This is a genomic window from Acetobacter thailandicus, assembly GCF_011516655.1.
In the GTDB taxonomy this organism is placed as follows: domain Bacteria; phylum Pseudomonadota; class Alphaproteobacteria; order Acetobacterales; family Acetobacteraceae; genus Acetobacter; species Acetobacter thailandicus.
Window position 1 is genome coordinate 138,582 of sequence record NZ_WOSV01000003.1, and the last position, 15,343, is coordinate 153,924.

The window sequence follows — 15,343 nt, forward strand, 5'->3', positions numbered from 1 at the left end:
TGTTCTCATGCGGTCTGTTACAAAGCTCTTAATTGCTCTTCCTGCTGTCATCGGAACTCTGATGACGACCGTGCCTGCTGCACATGCTTATCCTTATGGCCGGGGCGGCCCTCCTCCAGGCGGTGGATGGGGAGGTCCCGGCCCGGGTGCCTATCGCCACCATCACCATAGCAATGGCGGCGCTATCGCCGGTGCTCTGATTGGCGGGCTTGCTGTCGGCGCCCTCGCCGGAGCGGCGATCGGTACTCCCGTAGCTCAGCCGGCTCCACCGGTTGCTTATATTCCACCAGCACCGCCAGTCTACGCTGTGCCAGTGGTACCGGTAGCACCACCGCCACCACCACGCCCCGTTTATTATGCTCCTGGCGGGTATTATGCACCCGGCTCTTACTACGCTCCGGGCGCTTATTAAGCTTTCAGGCAAACAGCCAGAGCATTTACAGTGCCGAAACAGCCTCCACAACTGCATCGGCATGGCCGTCAACTTTAACTTTATGCCATATGCGCGCAATTTTTCCTTCAGCATTAATCAGGAAAGTTGTGCGCTCTATACCCATGTATGTTTTGCCATAAAGCGACTTTTCGACCCAGGTACCATAGGCTTCGGTCACCTGACCATCTGCATCTGATGCCAGAGGAAAAGCCAGCCCGTATTTTTCTGAAAAGCTTTCGAGCTTTTTCATCGGGTCACGCGAAACGCCAATAATATTAAGTCCGGTTTTATCAAAAGCCTGCAAAGCATCGTTAAAAGCGCAGGCTTCCTTCGTGCATCCTGGCGTATCAGCTTTCGGATAGAAATACAGAACAAAAGCCTGCCCTTTAAGGCCCTGAAGGCTAACGTGCCGGCCGTTCGTAGCATCCATCGAAAAGTCGGGAGCTGTATCTCCCTCTTTCAAAACATACGTCTGCGACATAACACTCTCCTTTTTTGACACTATACGTTACTGACTGCTTTCTTCACCTACGATGCCAGCAATACGCTCAAAACATGCTCTGACAGCATGTGCCAGTTCACTGGTTTCACTCAGCACATCAGACAAACTACCCATCTGTAAAGCACGCAGCAACACAGCCTGAGCACCGGCTGAAAGTTCCTTTTCCAGATCCTGTGGCGGCACGGGTCCACACAACAGACGTAGCAGACACTGCAGACGCCGCCAGATACGGTCAGCCTTCAGCAAAAGTGTCACATCATCGTGCGACAATACGCCTGCCCGGCCAAGCTGTGTCAAAGCACGTCGCGTGCATGTGTCTCTTACCGACGAATCAACTGCCTCCAGCTGCAGACTCTGAGCCAGAAACTCGACTTCCATCAATCCGCCGGAACGCCTTTTAACGTCCCATGGGCTTGATGCGGGCAAATCCCGCTCAAGTCTCGCCCGCATGCTCCGTGCGTCTTCAAGAACACTCCCCGCACTGAATGGAATTTCCTTTACCGAACCATCAAGAATATGGTTCAGGTCCTCCTGCAAAACACGACGCAGGGCCGGAGGTGCCGTGATAATGCGTGCACGGGTTAAAGCCATACGCTCCCATGTCCATGCCTGTTCACGGTGATAACGCATAAAAGCAGCACGTGACACCGCAACCGGACCAGCGGCACCTGACGGGCGCAGCCGCATATCAACAGCATAAAGCGGCCCCTCTGGCCCCGGGGCTGTCAGTGCTGCAATAAAGGCGTGGGCCAGCCTCGTGTAATATTGTGATACCGTCACACTCCGGGGGGCAGAATAAAATGCACCCTCTGCTGCTGCCGCAGCCCGTTCAGGAATAATGCTGTTTAGCTCTTCTTCCGGGTGATCAAAGACTAAGAGCAGATCAAGGTCTGAACCAGGCATCATTTCACGAGAGCCTGCTTTACCCATTGCAATGACTGCCATGCTGCCGCCAGGAACACGACCATACCGGCGGGTATGGTCTTTCTCTACAGCACGCCACAAAGCAATCATCACCGCATCAGCGAGAATAGTGCGGATACGCTCTCCCTCATCTTCATCCATCCGCCCTTCAAGAACAGCGACAGAAAGACGAAACTCCTCACCACGCAGAAGCGGACGGAGCATTGTCACGAGCATTTCAGTATCTTCTGCTTCACGGGCCAGCTGATGCAGGCGCTCGCGAACATTACGCCCGGATTCAGGCTCAGGCTCCAGTATACCCTCAAGAGCAGAAGGGGTATCGGCAAGATGATCAGCAAGAAAAGCCGAGGCATCAAATATGTCTGCAATGCGATCAATCAGAACCGGGTTTTTCTCAAAAAGAGAAAGCAGCTGCACCCCTGCATGCTGACGCGCCAGCAACGTGTCAAAACGCCGCAGACATGCCAGAGGGTTGCTACGGGTTACAAAGCTGCCCAGCAGAGCAGGCAGCAGCTTACGCAGCAACGCCTGGGCACGCTCTGAGCGCAAAGCCCTCATGCTATGTTTCTGCCAGCGCGCCAGAATCTGGGCAGCCTCAACAGCCTGATCAGCACTAAATCCCTGCTCGTTGAGATAATCAACCGTTTTTTGATCGTTCGGGTCAACAACCAGAAAACGTGCATCCTCCGCTTCGGGGCTTCCTGAATGCGTCACAAAGTGGCGTTCAAAAATACGGCGCGTTTCACGCATGCGTGGCAACAGATCGAGCACCATTGTCTCAGCATCTGAGTAATTCATAAAGATAGCGAACGCCTCAAACGCCTCACGCTTATCTGGCAAAGAATGCGTCTGCTGGTCTGAGCGCATTTGCAGACGGTGCTCAGCGTCACGCAGCAGACGATAGGTACGAGCCAGTGTCTCTGCCTCTTCACGCGGCAGATAAGCCGAACGCACAAGCTTTTTAAGCGCACCAAATGTTGTTTTATCCCGCAAGGCGGGGTCTCGCCCGCCCCAGACGAGCTGCATCGCCTGAACAATAAACTCAATTTCGCGAATACCGCCCTGCCCCAGTTTCAGGTTGTGCCCAAGCAGCCAGCTGATACCTGCCTGTGCATCTGCCATCATTGTGTCAGGCTGTGAGGCAAGGTCCGTCCGCCCGGTTTTACGGTAGTGGTCTATACGGGCCTTCATGATGTGAATATCATCAATCAGAGCGAAATCGAGATGGCGCCGCCAGACAAAAGGACGAAGCCCATCCAGAAATGACCGCCCCAGAGCCAGATCACCAGCAACAGGGCGCGCTTTTATCATAGCCGCCCGCTCCCATGTCTGCCCCAGGCTTTCATAATAAACCATCGCGGCCTGCACAGAAACAGCAGGCGGCGTTGATCCCGGGTCGGGCCTCAGACGTAAATCAGTACGAAAAACATAGCCATTTGCATCGCGCGCTTCCATCAGACTGACTAAATCGCCGGTCATGCGAATAAAAATGCGTCTTACACCGTCTGATTGCTTGTATAATGACGGATCATACAGCACCATAAGGTCAATATCAGAGGAGAAATTAAGTTCACGTGCTCCGTGTTTTCCCATTGCCAGAACAAAAATTCCACAGCGGAAGGTCGGACGCTCCGGGTTTTTCAATTCTATCTGACCTGAATAGTGGGCAGCGCGTAATAAATGCCTGAGAGCAACCTCCAGAGTCATGTCAGCAAGACGGCTCAGCGTCTGAGTAACTTTTTCAAGCGACCAGAAGCCACCCAGATCAGCAACTGCGGCCAGAAGCGCAATACGTTTCTTAGCCTGACGCAGAACAGCCGCAATATGCTCTCGCTCACGGGTAATGTCACAGGCATCGAGCTCAGCAAAAACATGTGCCGCACTTTCTGCCGGCCCCTGCCGCATCAGTGCCACAAAGAATGTGATATCCTGGAAGGCAAGATCAGACAGGTAGGGGCTGTTGCCACCAAGACAGGCAAGCAAAGCCATGACACCCGGCTGATCAAGGACAGCCTGATAACCAGCCTCACGCAGGGCATCAGCCATGTCTGTGCAAAAGCGGTCCGCGGCCTGCGGTTCAGCTGCCGCCGGCCACCTGGCATCGGGCCAGACGCTGGAACCACGCAACTGACGGATATCATGAAACAGAATTTGTGGAGCGGGTTGTATCATATGACCATCCTGGAGAAGAACAAAGGGTTGCTGCGTTGACTTCAACTGGTCAAGACCTGCCTCGTCCCGCAAAGAAAAAATTACGTTTTGCGCTGCTTATTACAGCGCTTGTTGTCCTGCTTATTCCGGTCTGCGCAGTGGCCAGCCTGCTGTGCTATATGCTCTTTAAACCTTTGAATATAACACCACTGGCCAGACCTTTTTTGCCTGTGGTCTTACAAAAAGATAAAGCACATCCTGAAAATAAAACCACCCTTGACTTTGGCAGAATTGAGCTGAGGTGGAACAGCCTGCACGATGGTTTTGCCATTCCACTCAGACTTAAAATTTATAACATCAGTCTCATCCCCGGTGCCCCGACAGCACCGGCCGACACTATTAAAGAGGCTGAAGCGACACTTAGCCCGCTATCATTAATACATGGTCAGATCAGATTACATACTCTTGCCGTTACAGGTGCGCATCTGAATCTCAGCCGCACACCGGATGGTGATATTAACCTGACCGGAGCACCAGACGGCACACACCATCATAATAAAAAACATTCACACTCATTCAGCTTCAGCAGCATCCGGCATGTAAGGCTTCATGATACTGTTATTAAGCTCGACGACAATAAAACAAACACACGGTGGACACTCTCCCCCGCAGAAGCTGATCTGAATGTCCAAACCCTGCACGGAAAAAACGCTGTAACCGGTTCACTCTCCTTACAGATTACCAGTCAGGATACACCTCAGACACACCTGGCTATAAACGCAGGCGGCGTTGTTACCAAAAATAATAATGCAAGATGGCATATTGCTCTCACACCGGTCCGTCCTTCGGCATTTGCTTCACTTGCACCAGAACTGACCCAGATTAACAACACCGTAAGTCTGGGTGCTGATATCACTCTCTCACCTGTTAAGCACAGCATCTGGCTAGTACCTGGTGCAGTTGACCTGACGACCGATATTGGCGCAGGCACGATAGAAGTAAAGAAACTACCTTATCTTCTCACGCACGGTACCGCCACACTGCATGCTGACCTGCTTCATCACTCAGCCAGCGCAGTCGGAGCAAAACTAAAATTAAAAGAACTGACCCTTAACCTCCTTAACCCTGCCGCACCTGATCAGCCCGATCAGGGCCTTACGGTCACAGGTCAGGGTTATTTTGATATTTCCGATCTGTTAAGTCCCACAGGCCTGTCAGGCGGAGCAACGCTTTCTATCCCCGGCTTACAATTTGCGCAGATAGGTAACTACTGGCCTATACGTGCGGCCAAAGGCGGACGCCTGTGGGTAATGAAAAATATTACATCAGGCACAGCCCGAAACCTGCATGTCTCTCTGGATTTACAAAGCAAAACCGGCTGGAGTGCTCTGAAAGTCAAACATATTGACGGCGGGGTCGATGGCACAGGGCTAACTGTTCACTGGCTGCGTCCGGTTTCGCCTTTTCATGATGTTAGTGCACATCTGGCAATTAATAACCTTAAAAGCATCACTATTACGTTTACCCAGGGCTACCAGATCGCAACGCTCAAAAATGCTGCGCTGGCAACAACCGGAACAGGACGCATCACAATTAACTCCGGCACAATGGTCATCAACGGGCTTGATCAAAAAGATCAGACGAGCGTGATCAATGCCAGTATGCACGGCAAGGTGCAGGATATTTTGTCTCTGCTGTCTGAGCCACGTATGCACCTCCTCTCGCGCCACCCGCTCAGTTTCAGCCACCCGTCAGGCAGTGCAGATATCTCGCTGATGCTGGGTCTTCCTCTGGAAAGTCACATTACAGCCGATCAGCTTGTCGTTGATGCCAGAGCAGCTCTGTCACACGTACATCTTGAAAACGTTGTGCTGCATCACTCCGTCAATGATGGTCAGTTTAAACTCCAGGCCACAACAAAAAAACTCAGCCTGTCAGGGCACGCACTGGCTGGTGAGCAGCCATCTGACGTTTCCTACATGATGAATTTTGTACCTGGCAGCCCGACTGATATTGCTGAAACACTCCACCTGAATGCACATATCACACCAGATTCTGCTCTGGCTGCGGGCGTTGTAACGGGAAACCATTTCGAGGGCATGGCTAACCTGAAAGTTGATTATACGCGTTTTTTTAATAAACACGCCATCGTCAACCTCAACCTTGACCTGAAACATGCAAACATCTTCATTCCCATGTGGCATAAAGCCGCAGGGCAGCCTGCCACACTCTCTGCCACACTCAACATGGCTGATGGTCATATGGTCAGTGTCGATAAACTCGCCGGGGACGGACCTGATCTGAATATTCGCGGGCAGATTAATCTGCGCTCTCAGACAGCACCCAGGCTGGTTGTATCCTCTTTCCATATAGGGCGTTCCTCAGGACACGCTGAACTGTCTCTTCCTTTTCTGTCCAGAGACAAAACGATTGATGTCAGCGTTGTTGCTTCACAGCTTGATCTTTCCCCCCTGCTGGACTCAGCTTTTGCCTCCGCGCCATCTTCTTCTCCTGATACGAAAAAGAAAGAAAATGATGGATATTCTATCCCCACAGCAGCGAATGGGAAATTACATGGCCCTCCGGGGAATGCGTGGAGAATAAATCTGCAGGCTGACTCACTGATTTATAATGAGACCAAGCCTGCTCTGCACAGCATTAACGCCCGTTTTTTTCATAATGGCCTGCGGCTTGAGAAAATGCTTTTCACCATGAAAGCTCCCTCTCCCATTACAATTCAGATGACCCCCGCACCTAAAAACCGGCATTTATCTGTGAATATCCCTGATGCCGGTGGTTTTCTCAAAGCCTTTAACATTATTCCTGATGTCGAGGGCGGACATGCGACCCTGGAAGGAACATTTAACGACGCTTTGCCGGCAGCACCTTTTGATGGTGTTATTAATGTCAGCACATTTTCAGTAACTAAAGTACCAGGTATCGTTCTCGCAGCGAGAAACATCTCTCTCTATGGCTGGATTAATAGTAAAAAGGCCTCTTCATTTGCAATTACGCACCTTTCGGTGCCCGTGTCGTTATCAGATGGCATTATCAATATTCATGATGCCAATGCTGGTAACGGTGCACTGGGGGCGACGATGAAAGGAGACATTAATCTGAAGCAGGGTACACTGGATATTGATGGTACGGTTATACCGCTATTTGCCCTGAACAGTCTGCTTGGTAAAATACCGGCTATCGGACAATTATTCAGCCCCGAAAAAAATGGCGGCCTGCTGGCAGTAACATTTTCACTGTCCGGGAAACTTAAAAACCCTGATTTCCACGTTAACCCGTATGCCATCCTGTTACCCGGAGCGCTGCGGGCGGTTCTCCCTGACTAAGATTATGCCTTACGGAACAGGAGGGGCATCCGGATCTTCTATGTCGGCATTACTTTCTGTGAGATAAATTGTATCATGCAGGCGATCAAGAACATGCGCCGTAACAGCGCCTGAAGCGATAAGCCTGCGGAAACCAATATCTTCCTCTTCAAAGCCTGTATCAACACCGTTGCCACTTGTCTCACCTACAGGCTGAAACAGCGTATCAAACTGCGGAAGAACCTGCGGTGTCAGCCAGTGGCGCGTATGTGATACAACAGAAGAGGCATCGGCGACGTCACAGGGTCTGTCAGCAGTGAGCACCACAGTCTGTGTTGTAATAAATGCCTGACCCGGAGTGTAGTCGGATATTGCGTCTGCAAATATTGTACCAGCAGGAATGATAAGAGGGAAACCTTTTGCCCCAGCAGGCGACGCAACACAAATACTTACTCCACCCTGCCCTTTAGGCACCTGTTGTACGACACCAAGGCCGGCAGCATAATCATGACCGGTCTGAGCAGAGGCATATGAAAAACACAACAACGCCACTACCCCGGTCCAGGGCAATAACCTGGTAAACTTCCCCATCGTACAATCCAGCCCTGCTACGCGTTCTTACACACACTACCCAAACAAAGGCATATATTCAAAAATTCTTACGGCGTAGCAGGGGCGACCTTACTAAACCCCTCCGGCACTCTGAAGATACTATCAGGTTGAGCCGCGCGGTCTACTCTTACAGCCTGAACCATAATTTTTTGTTTGCGCGAAACCTGAAGCAGTAAGCCATCGGCCGTATAACAGGCATCCGTGACAAAACCATCTGAATCTTTTGTGCGCCAGAGCGTGCAATGCTCACCAGCGACAACTGAAGAACCAAGACGTGCATAATGCCCCATCATCGCCGGATGTCCAGGAGGGGTCAGCTCATGTGACGGAGCAGGCATAACACTCTGAGTATGACGCACCAGATCCACCACTGTCAGGGTATGATCAGGCCAGGAGGTTAACATGAAAAGTGCGTTCCCCTCAGGGTCAATACGCTGACGCAGCGTGGCAACCTGCCAGCGCATCCGCTGCTTAAGCAGGCTTCCGTTTTGCGGAGACGTTAACTCATAATCTATGTCAACATCAGTTCCTGGCGTAATACACGGCGCATTCTGGTCACATACAGCCTCATGCTTTCCTGCCGCAGCAGACGACGCAACTGCAGGCGTCTGTGCATATACTGCAACAGAAAACATGCTGCCCAGCAGCACCCCAAGGCCTGCTATAACCTGACCAGATACCTGCCTCATTGCCCCTCTCTTTCTCCTGTCTCTGACGCGGCCTCTGACCCTGTCGCACCCGGCCCGGTTCCTGTTATACCTGCGCTGCCGGCTGAACTGTCCGGAGATGATGGCTCACCGCCCCCTTCACCTCCGCTTGCTTCAGCATTACCTCTGTGCGGTACAAACTCATGAAAACCAGCAGGCGGCTCAAAAGCACTTGCAGGAACAGGATCGTAAGATATTTTTTCAGCCTTAAGGTGACCATTAAGGCCGTCAACATCAACCCCTTCATAGTCAAGAATAAGACCATCTGCTGTCACGCAGACCTTACTCTTACCCTGCGTTGAGACAACACCCCATAATGTGCAGGGCTGCCCCGCGATAACATCCTGCCCCTGGCGAGTAAACTTCATTGATAAATCAAGAAAAAATGGATTTCTGATCGCTTCCTGCTGTACAAGGCGCGTGTAGATTTTACGGGCATCCAGCGTAATAATAATTTCCTGCGCACTACGGTTCATAATAACTGAACCACGCTCCTCATCACCCTTGCTGTCCTGAAGGTAGCGAATGCGCATCAGCCCGCCATCACCTGAAAACAAAAGCTGCACATGACGGTTTGTCAGTGGCGGAACCGTATTTTTCTCAGCCTCAGACATACCAGCCGGAGGGCGGGGCTGAAAAACGTAATCAATTGTTGCATCACGAGCAGGTGTAAGAGGCGGATGCTCCTGCGAAGCAGCCTCTGCTCCCACAGCGCGGGCTCTCCACATATCACAGCTCACAATATTCAGACTTGTCAGAAAACATGCCGCCACAGCTGGCAGAAAAAATTTACAGCCTGACAGGCGACGTATCATAACGATCCTCGTTTTTTCATCTTACACTGCGGTGCCACGCAACGCACGAATTGTGTTTCGTAATTCCTCTTGAGGGATATTACTACGCCAACATGGCGACATATGGACAGCACCCGACAAAGTCGCCTTATAATCAGCGGCAGGGATCTCAAGCCCGCCAAAACGCGCCAGATGTTCTGTGCCAAATTGTGTATCAAGCACAATAAAGCCAGAAATCTGTAGCCGCGCGACCAGGTGCACCAGAGCAACTTTTGAGGCATCCCGCTCACGGCTGAACATGCTCTCACCAAAAAAAGCACCACCCAGAGCAACACCATACAAGCCGCCCACAAGCCGGCCATCCCTGCGGCATTCTACACTATGAGCAAACCCCTGATCGTGCAGAGCACAAAACAGACGAAAAATTTCTGCATTAATCCAGGTCTCTTCACGCCCGGGTGCCGGAGCAGCACATCCTCTCATCACGCCGGGAAAATCCTGATCAACAGTGACATCAAAGGTATCTGAAAGCACCGTACGCATCAGACGGCGTGGCAGATGAAATGTCTCCAGCGGTAAAACTCCGCGTGGGTCAGGGTCATACCATGCCAGCTCGTCCCCTTGTGCACTGTCAGCCATAGGGAAAAAACCTGCAGCATAAGCACGCAGCATAATCTCAGGTGTCAGAACCTGTCTGGACACATCAGAGCTCCTTTATAATTTAACTGTTAATTCCTTTGCAGGACGGTCACTAAAAATTTTATTTTTCAACGCAGGATGACCCTTCCTTTTATTCTGAGCCCATTCCATGATCTCCTGCTCAGGTCATACTGCTATAATATGGTATAATTTTACCGCTTTCTTATCTGTCAGGGGTCAATATGTCTGCTGAAAAACCTCGTCTTATCCGCTCAGTTCGTCTGCTCGACGCTGCAGAGCGACGAATCCTGTCTGAATTTTCAGCACCTGCGGCACCAGCTCATCCGCTCAACACCGCAGAGCTGATTGAACTGGCACATAGTTTTCAGGCACAGGCCTTACTTGTAACACATCACACACCTTTAAAAGGCGATGATGTTGCAGCCCTGCCAGACTGCGTCAAGCTGGTTGCGACCGTTAGCGTAGGCCTTGATCACCTTGATGTCGCCGCTCTTAACGCGCGTGGTATTGCTGTATCGAATACACCCGGCGTGCTGACTGACTGCAATGCCGACCTGACCATGATGCTGATTATCGCAGCATCACGCCGGGCGGCAGAATACTACAACATTATGAAAAAAGGCTGGGGCCATTCTCTGGAAATGGATGAGATGCTTGGCCACAGAGTCAGCGGTAAAACTCTGGGCATTATTGGCATGGGGCGCATTGGTCAGGCCGTAGCACAGCGCGCACGCGGTTTTTCAATGAATGTGTTGTATCACAACCGCCGTCAGCTGGACCCCTCGCAGGAAGAAGGCGCTACATATTATGCATCTCTCGAAGAGATGCTGCCAAAATGTAATATTCTCTCGCTTCATCTGCCCGGATCATCAAACGGCCAGCCCATCATTACAGCCCGTACACTGAGCTTGCTGCCGCGCGGGAGTATTCTGGTCAATGCGGCCCGTGGCTCTCTTGTTAATGAAACAGCTCTGATTGATGCTCTTCGTTCAGGTCAGCTGGCAGGAGCAGGTCTTGACGTATATCAGAATGAACCTAATCCTGACCCACGCATTCTTGCCCTGCCAAACGTCTTCATGACACCGCATACCGGCAGCGCAACGATTGAAACACGCACAGCTATGTGTATGCTGGCACTTGATAACGCAGCAGCTATTGCTGCAGGCACGCCTTTACCATCACCCGTAACGGCCTGACCATAATCATATTAAGGAGAGACCCGTTATGACAATGCGCCTTTTTTGTGTCATTGGCATTGGCCTGAGTGGCCTGGTGTCACTCTTTGCACCGCATTATCAGGTAACAGCTGAAGTTGTATCGAGCGGCTTTATGATACTGGCCCTGGCAGGCACGCTGCTCATACAGGAAGACTGACAGGTAATTCTCAAGCAGGAGCGCATGACGTCACGCGCTCCTGCTTTAAGTGCGGGCTTATTTTTTAACCTGCTCACGCAGTGCCAGAGCTGTGTCACGCACCACAGGGCCATGTTCACGCTCAAGACGGCGAATGGTGAAATGTGCTCTTGCGAGTGCTCTGTAATGATTCAAAAAAGCAGTATTCAGGGATGCACCACAAAGCGCACCAGCGACAGGCATAAGCTGCAAAGAGACCTTTTGCCCCAGAGCCAGACCATAATGTGAAGCTACTTCAGCGATCAGCATAACAACCGGGCGACCACGTAACAACGCCCGTGCCGAGAAATAGCCCAGTTCATTTTCATCCCCGTCGCGCACATTAGGGAAGGCTCTCAGCGCAAAAACTTCCAGACAGGCAGCACGGGCATCTTCCTGCGACAGATCTTCACCCTCTTCACGGGCAATATGTGCAATCTCGCGCATAATTGTCAGAGTTGTAAAAGCAATATCGGGGGCAAGGCCAGCCAGACCTGTAAAGCCACCGACAGCTCCCGAAACTGCAACTGCAGCCTGCGTTACCGGTTTACGCCAGCTTTGCTCATCACCCGCCACGGCATCACTACCGGAGCGCAGCCCGACAACAGCAATATCAAACGCACGGGTCACAGCACTTTCTGCCAGAGCACGCAGCTTCTGCTCCATACCAGGGGCCATACCAAGTCCACGCAGGCCAAGACGCGCGGCATGGCCGACAGCTCCGCCCATCAGGTCAGCAAGGCGCACAAGCACACCTTTCCCGGCCTCAACCTGTGTCAGGGCATGCTCCAGCTCGCCCAGATCCTGAGTGCTCAGAGCCAGAGGGACAACATCACTGCCGGCCTTGTCATTGTTCGTCATTTGCGGTCTTTCAGCCTCCTGCATGCACGCCACAATCAACGGTGGCGAAACTGGTCACGCTGTTCTTTCGGATCGATGGCATTATAACACAGAACTTTCGGGTACAACACAACCCCGGTGCCTGCACATCAGACACCAGAAAGATATGGTTATTGTCGTGCCCTGTAATAAGGTCCATAAATATGCCCTGCCAGTGCCTGTGAGACATACTCTTCAGGCACCCTCCATACAGGCCAGTTCAGTTTTTATACGGAGCTTTGTTTATGTCACACTACAAAAAACTTTCTGAGGATTTTGCAGTTGCCCCTCAGATCTCACCTGATGACGTGCCAGCTATTCGTGCTGCAGGCTTTAAAAGCATCATCTGCACACGTCCCGACAACGAAGATCCAGGCCAGCCTTCAGCTGAAACCATTGCAAACGCGGCCACACAGGCAGGCCTGTCTTTTTATGCTATTCCTGTGATGTCAGGTGTGGCTCCCTCTTCCGATGCTGTTATCGAAATGCAGGAAGCCCTGAATACACTGCCAGGACCAGTATTCAGCTATTGTCGCTCTGGCACACGTGCGGGTGTTCTCTGGCAGCTGGCGACACAGAAATAAGCCGGAGCCTTATTCTTTCCAGCCACCCATACTGCACAGCGCCTGCCAGTGCTGTGCAGACACCGGACAGACTGAAAGCCTGGACTGCCTTACCAGAGCAAGGTCCTCCAACGAGTCATCAGCCTTAATTTCAGCAAGGGTCACCGGCCTGGGCATAGCACCCACTGTTTTAACATCGACACATACCCAGGAACCAGACTCTGCGCTCGGGTCGGGGTAAGCCTCACGCACGATTTCAACAATACCAACAATCGCGCGCTGCACATTTGAGTGATAAAAGAAAGCGCGGTCACCCAGGCGCATTGCGGCGAGGTTTTTCTTTGCCTGATGGTTACGCACCCCGGTCCAGGGTTCTGTACCATTGGCAACCTGCTCCTGCCAGCTAAATGCATCTGGTTCACTTTTAATCAGCCAGAACGCCATATTTTTCACTCAACCCTGTTGCCATCACGAAAAACTGTTTTCACAGCCCGGATAATAACACTCTCAAAAAGGCCTGCTTTGGTGTAAGGATCAGCCGCAGCGAAAACATCAGCTGCCGATGGGTTGTCAACATCAATCATAATCAGGCTACCGCATGGCTTTTCTTCTTCATCAAGCATAGGTCCTGCAAACCGGATGATATTTTTATGTTTTTCAAGATGAGCAAGGTGCTGAGCACGTGTTGCCAGGCGGGTCTCAAAACCATTCTGACGATCTGTGCACACAATAGAAAACAGCATATCTTTTTCTCCTGATAATTGCCTGCTCAGATCGCCCACGAATAATGGCCTCGTGTCAAGGGGAATAAAATGATATAACGCCCCCTGCACGCGAGTTGCTATTTTTTTCCTGACACAGAAAAGATACTTCGTTATGTGCCTTCAATGTTCCTTCATTCAGTATGCGAAACGAACAAACCATTGAGTGCCTCACATTCTTCTGCCTCACGTCTCAGCAGCTTTTTTCACCGCTACGCTAACCCGGGCCGCTTTCTCAGGCTGGGCAAAGTGCTTCAGCCATGGCTCACCTGGCCTGCTATTGCCCTGACCCTGACCGGGTTGATCTGGGGGCTGTTTTTCTCTCCTGCTGACTGGCAGCAGGGAGATAGTGTGCGCATTATGTACATTCATGTACCCACAGCCATTCTGGCATCAGCAGGATATGCCGCTCTTGCTCTTTGCAGCGTGCTGTCTCTGGTGTGGCGTCACCCGCTGGCTGACCTGGCAGCGGCAGAAATCGGCCCTGTCGGGGCCTGTATTACCGCTCTGTGCCTTGCGACGGGGTCCTTGTGGGGCAAACCTATGTGGGGCGCCTGGTGGGTATGGGATGCCCGCCTGACATCAGTACTTATTCTGTTCTTTCTCTACCTGGGGCATATCACGCTTATACGTGCTTTTGACGACCAGCAGCGCGGCTATCGTGCCGCAGCCATCCTGGCAATTGCGGGCGCAGTTGATCTGCCTATTATTAAATTCAGTGTACAATGGTGGAACACCCTGCACCAGCCTGACAGTATCACTCTGACCAGTGCTCCCACCATGTCTGGCAGCATGCTCTGGCCTCTCGCTCTGTCAATGCTGGGTATTTCCCTGGGGTTTGCAGCCATCGTACTGGCACGTCTGCGCGCTTCTGTAATGGAGAGCCGTATTCGCAGCCTGCTTTCAAACCAGCGCCGCCACAATGGTGATCTCTCATGACACATCTGCCATTTATTATCGCCAGTTACGGACTTTTTATTGCTCTTGCCCTTTACCTGAGTGCGGGAGCTGCCCTACGTCTCAGAACTGCTCGTTTGAAACTGCTGTCACTTGAGCCGGCTAAACCCAGTTCGCCAGGAAAAAAATCCGTCTCATGACCCGTAAAACACGCCGTCTCTGGCTGGTTATTATCTGCGTAGCATGCTTTGGCACAGCCGCGGCTCTGATGCTGCGTGCCTTTTCATCTGACATTGTTTTTTTTGTCACGCCCTCACAGCTCACACAGAACGCACAGCCAGCTGACCGTACAGTTAAGCTCGGCGGCATGGTTGTCGCTAATTCGGTTAAACGTGAAAAGCATGGGGACACACCTGTTTCCAGCTTTGAAGTCACCGATGGCCAGTCAGCCGTCACCGTGAACTATGAAGGCGTATTGCCTGACCTGTTTCGCGAGGGGCAAAGTGTCGTGGCAATTGGCTCGATGAAGAACGGTATCTTCATCGCCAGTGAAGTTCTGGCCAAGCACGACGAAACCTATATGCCCAAAGAAGTGGCTGAAGCCCTGAAAAAATCGGGCAAATGGGACCCACGCTTTGGCCCGCCGCCTGATGCCGCCAGCTGGAACAGTATGACGGTTAAGGATGCAAAAAAATCTCTCCTGCCGCCGCCAGCTCCTGCTGCACAGTAACATACCACCACACAG

At 51.8% G+C, this 15,343-nt stretch carries 16 protein-coding genes; 7 read left to right on the forward strand and 9 right to left on the reverse strand.

The window, feature by feature from the left end; all coding sequences use genetic code 11:
- Window positions 1-7: 7 nt before the first annotated feature.
- Window positions 8-412, forward strand: a complete 405-nt coding sequence (locus GOB58_RS05730; protein ID WP_086554412.1) for a hypothetical protein — start codon at window positions 8-10, stop codon at window positions 410-412.
- A 25-nt stretch (window positions 413-437) separates the two neighbouring features.
- On the opposite strand, the gene bcp is transcribed toward GOB58_RS05730, so the two are convergent.
- A complete protein-coding gene (bcp, locus tag GOB58_RS05735; RefSeq protein WP_086635899.1) occupies window positions 438-914 on the reverse strand; it encodes a thioredoxin-dependent thiol peroxidase in 477 nt (158 codons plus the stop codon).
- Window positions 915-941: 27 nt separating this feature from the next.
- Complete coding sequence (locus tag GOB58_RS05740; protein WP_173559571.1) at window positions 942-4,031, reverse strand: bifunctional [glutamine synthetase] adenylyltransferase/[glutamine synthetase]-adenylyl-L-tyrosine phosphorylase; 3,090 nt, start codon at window positions 4,029-4,031, stop codon at window positions 942-944.
- A 35-nt stretch (window positions 4,032-4,066) separates the two neighbouring features.
- On the opposite strand from GOB58_RS05740, the gene GOB58_RS05745 reads away from it, so the two are divergent.
- Window positions 4,067-7,354 (forward strand): AsmA-like C-terminal region-containing protein, encoded by a 3,288-nt coding sequence (locus GOB58_RS05745; protein WP_173559572.1) that lies wholly within the window; start codon window positions 4,067-4,069, stop codon window positions 7,352-7,354.
- A gap of 9 nt (window positions 7,355-7,363) precedes the next feature.
- Here the strand turns inward: GOB58_RS05745 and GOB58_RS05750 are convergent, their stop codons facing one another.
- The 4 genes from GOB58_RS05750 to aat form a co-directional block, all read right to left on the reverse strand.
- On the reverse strand, window positions 7,364-7,924 hold the full coding sequence (locus tag GOB58_RS05750; protein WP_143295980.1) for a hypothetical protein: 561 nt from the start codon (window positions 7,922-7,924) through the stop codon (window positions 7,364-7,366).
- 68 nt (window positions 7,925-7,992) lie between these two features.
- Window positions 7,993-8,634 carry a hypothetical protein gene (locus tag GOB58_RS05755; RefSeq protein WP_086554417.1) on the reverse strand — a complete coding sequence of 214 codons (642 nt, stop codon included), beginning with the start codon at window positions 8,632-8,634 and terminating at the stop codon, window positions 7,993-7,995.
- Window positions 8,631-9,467, reverse strand: coding sequence for a DUF4412 domain-containing protein (locus GOB58_RS05760; RefSeq protein ID WP_173559573.1), 837 nt, complete (start codon window positions 9,465-9,467; stop codon window positions 8,631-8,633). The genes GOB58_RS05755 and GOB58_RS05760 overlap by 4 nt, the downstream gene beginning before the upstream one ends.
- A gap of 21 nt (window positions 9,468-9,488) precedes the next feature.
- Window positions 9,489-10,118 carry a leucyl/phenylalanyl-tRNA--protein transferase gene (gene aat / locus GOB58_RS05765; RefSeq protein WP_194299652.1) on the reverse strand — a complete coding sequence of 210 codons (630 nt, stop codon included), beginning with the start codon at window positions 10,116-10,118 and terminating at the stop codon, window positions 9,489-9,491.
- A 209-nt stretch (window positions 10,119-10,327) separates the two neighbouring features.
- Between aat and GOB58_RS05770 the strand changes: the two genes are divergently transcribed.
- Both GOB58_RS05770 and GOB58_RS05775 read left to right on the forward strand, forming a co-directional pair.
- Complete coding sequence (locus tag GOB58_RS05770) at window positions 10,328-11,302, forward strand: 2-hydroxyacid dehydrogenase (protein ID WP_086554420.1); 975 nt, start codon at window positions 10,328-10,330, stop codon at window positions 11,300-11,302.
- A 28-nt stretch (window positions 11,303-11,330) separates the two neighbouring features.
- The gene (locus GOB58_RS05775) at window positions 11,331-11,480 is read left to right on the forward strand and encodes a hypothetical protein (RefSeq protein WP_158092785.1); all 150 of its coding nucleotides are present in this window, start codon (window positions 11,331-11,333) and stop codon (window positions 11,478-11,480) included.
- A 57-nt stretch (window positions 11,481-11,537) separates the two neighbouring features.
- On the opposite strand, the gene GOB58_RS05780 is transcribed toward GOB58_RS05775, so the two are convergent.
- Window positions 11,538-12,359, reverse strand: a complete 822-nt coding sequence (locus tag GOB58_RS05780) for an EcsC family protein (RefSeq protein WP_369822923.1) — start codon at window positions 12,357-12,359, stop codon at window positions 11,538-11,540.
- A 263-nt stretch (window positions 12,360-12,622) separates the two neighbouring features.
- Between GOB58_RS05780 and GOB58_RS05785 the strand changes: the two genes are divergently transcribed.
- Window positions 12,623-12,961 (forward strand): TIGR01244 family sulfur transferase, encoded by a 339-nt coding sequence (locus GOB58_RS05785; RefSeq protein ID WP_086635904.1) that lies wholly within the window; start codon window positions 12,623-12,625, stop codon window positions 12,959-12,961.
- Window positions 12,962-12,970: 9 nt separating this feature from the next.
- Here GOB58_RS05785 and GOB58_RS05790 read toward each other — a convergent pair whose 3' ends face one another.
- Complete coding sequence (locus tag GOB58_RS05790) at window positions 12,971-13,384, reverse strand: EVE domain-containing protein (RefSeq protein WP_086554508.1); 414 nt, start codon at window positions 13,382-13,384, stop codon at window positions 12,971-12,973.
- A 5-nt stretch (window positions 13,385-13,389) separates the two neighbouring features.
- A complete protein-coding gene (locus tag GOB58_RS05795; RefSeq protein ID WP_086554423.1) occupies window positions 13,390-13,683 on the reverse strand; it encodes a YciI family protein in 294 nt (97 codons plus the stop codon).
- A 180-nt stretch (window positions 13,684-13,863) separates the two neighbouring features.
- Here GOB58_RS05795 and ccmC point away from each other — a divergent pair, with 180 nt between their 5' ends.
- Together ccmC and ccmE are read left to right on the forward strand one after the other, a co-directional pair.
- A complete protein-coding gene (gene ccmC, locus GOB58_RS05800) occupies window positions 13,864-14,640 on the forward strand; it encodes a heme ABC transporter permease CcmC (RefSeq protein WP_086554509.1) in 777 nt (258 codons plus the stop codon).
- A 154-nt stretch (window positions 14,641-14,794) separates the two neighbouring features.
- Window positions 14,795-15,328, forward strand: a complete 534-nt coding sequence (gene ccmE, locus GOB58_RS05805) for a cytochrome c maturation protein CcmE (RefSeq protein WP_086554424.1) — start codon at window positions 14,795-14,797, stop codon at window positions 15,326-15,328.
- Window positions 15,329-15,343: the final 15 nt, after the last annotated feature.

Excerpts from the sequence above, each read along its gene's own strand:
- GOB58_RS05730 (WP_086554412.1), top strand. The coding sequence starts at position 8 with ATGCGGTCTGTTACAAAGCTCTTAATTGCTCTTCCTGCTGTCATCGGA.
- bcp (WP_086635899.1), bottom strand. The coding sequence starts at position 914 with ATGTCGCAGACGTATGTTTTGAAAGAGGGAGATACAGCTCCCGACTTT.
- GOB58_RS05740 (WP_173559571.1), bottom strand. The coding sequence starts at position 4,031 with ATGATACAACCCGCTCCACAAATTCTGTTTCATGATATCCGTCAGTTG.
- GOB58_RS05750 (WP_143295980.1), bottom strand. The coding sequence starts at position 7,924 with ATGGGGAAGTTTACCAGGTTATTGCCCTGGACCGGGGTAGTGGCGTTG.
- GOB58_RS05755 (WP_086554417.1), bottom strand. The coding sequence starts at position 8,634 with ATGAGGCAGGTATCTGGTCAGGTTATAGCAGGCCTTGGGGTGCTGCTG.
- GOB58_RS05760 (WP_173559573.1), bottom strand. The coding sequence starts at position 9,467 with ATGATACGTCGCCTGTCAGGCTGTAAATTTTTTCTGCCAGCTGTGGCG.
- aat (WP_194299652.1), bottom strand. The coding sequence starts at position 10,118 with ATGCTGCGTGCTTATGCTGCAGGTTTTTTCCCTATGGCTGACAGTGCA.
- GOB58_RS05770 (WP_086554420.1), top strand. The coding sequence starts at position 10,328 with ATGTCTGCTGAAAAACCTCGTCTTATCCGCTCAGTTCGTCTGCTCGAC.
- GOB58_RS05775 (WP_158092785.1), top strand. The coding sequence starts at position 11,331 with ATGACAATGCGCCTTTTTTGTGTCATTGGCATTGGCCTGAGTGGCCTG.
- GOB58_RS05780 (WP_369822923.1), bottom strand. The coding sequence starts at position 12,359 with ATGACGAACAATGACAAGGCCGGCAGTGATGTTGTCCCTCTGGCTCTG.
- GOB58_RS05785 (WP_086635904.1), top strand. The coding sequence starts at position 12,623 with ATGTCACACTACAAAAAACTTTCTGAGGATTTTGCAGTTGCCCCTCAG.
- GOB58_RS05790 (WP_086554508.1), bottom strand. The coding sequence starts at position 13,384 with ATGGCGTTCTGGCTGATTAAAAGTGAACCAGATGCATTTAGCTGGCAG.
- GOB58_RS05795 (WP_086554423.1), bottom strand. The coding sequence starts at position 13,683 with ATGCTGTTTTCTATTGTGTGCACAGATCGTCAGAATGGTTTTGAGACC.
- ccmE (WP_086554424.1), top strand. The coding sequence starts at position 14,795 with ATGACCCGTAAAACACGCCGTCTCTGGCTGGTTATTATCTGCGTAGCA.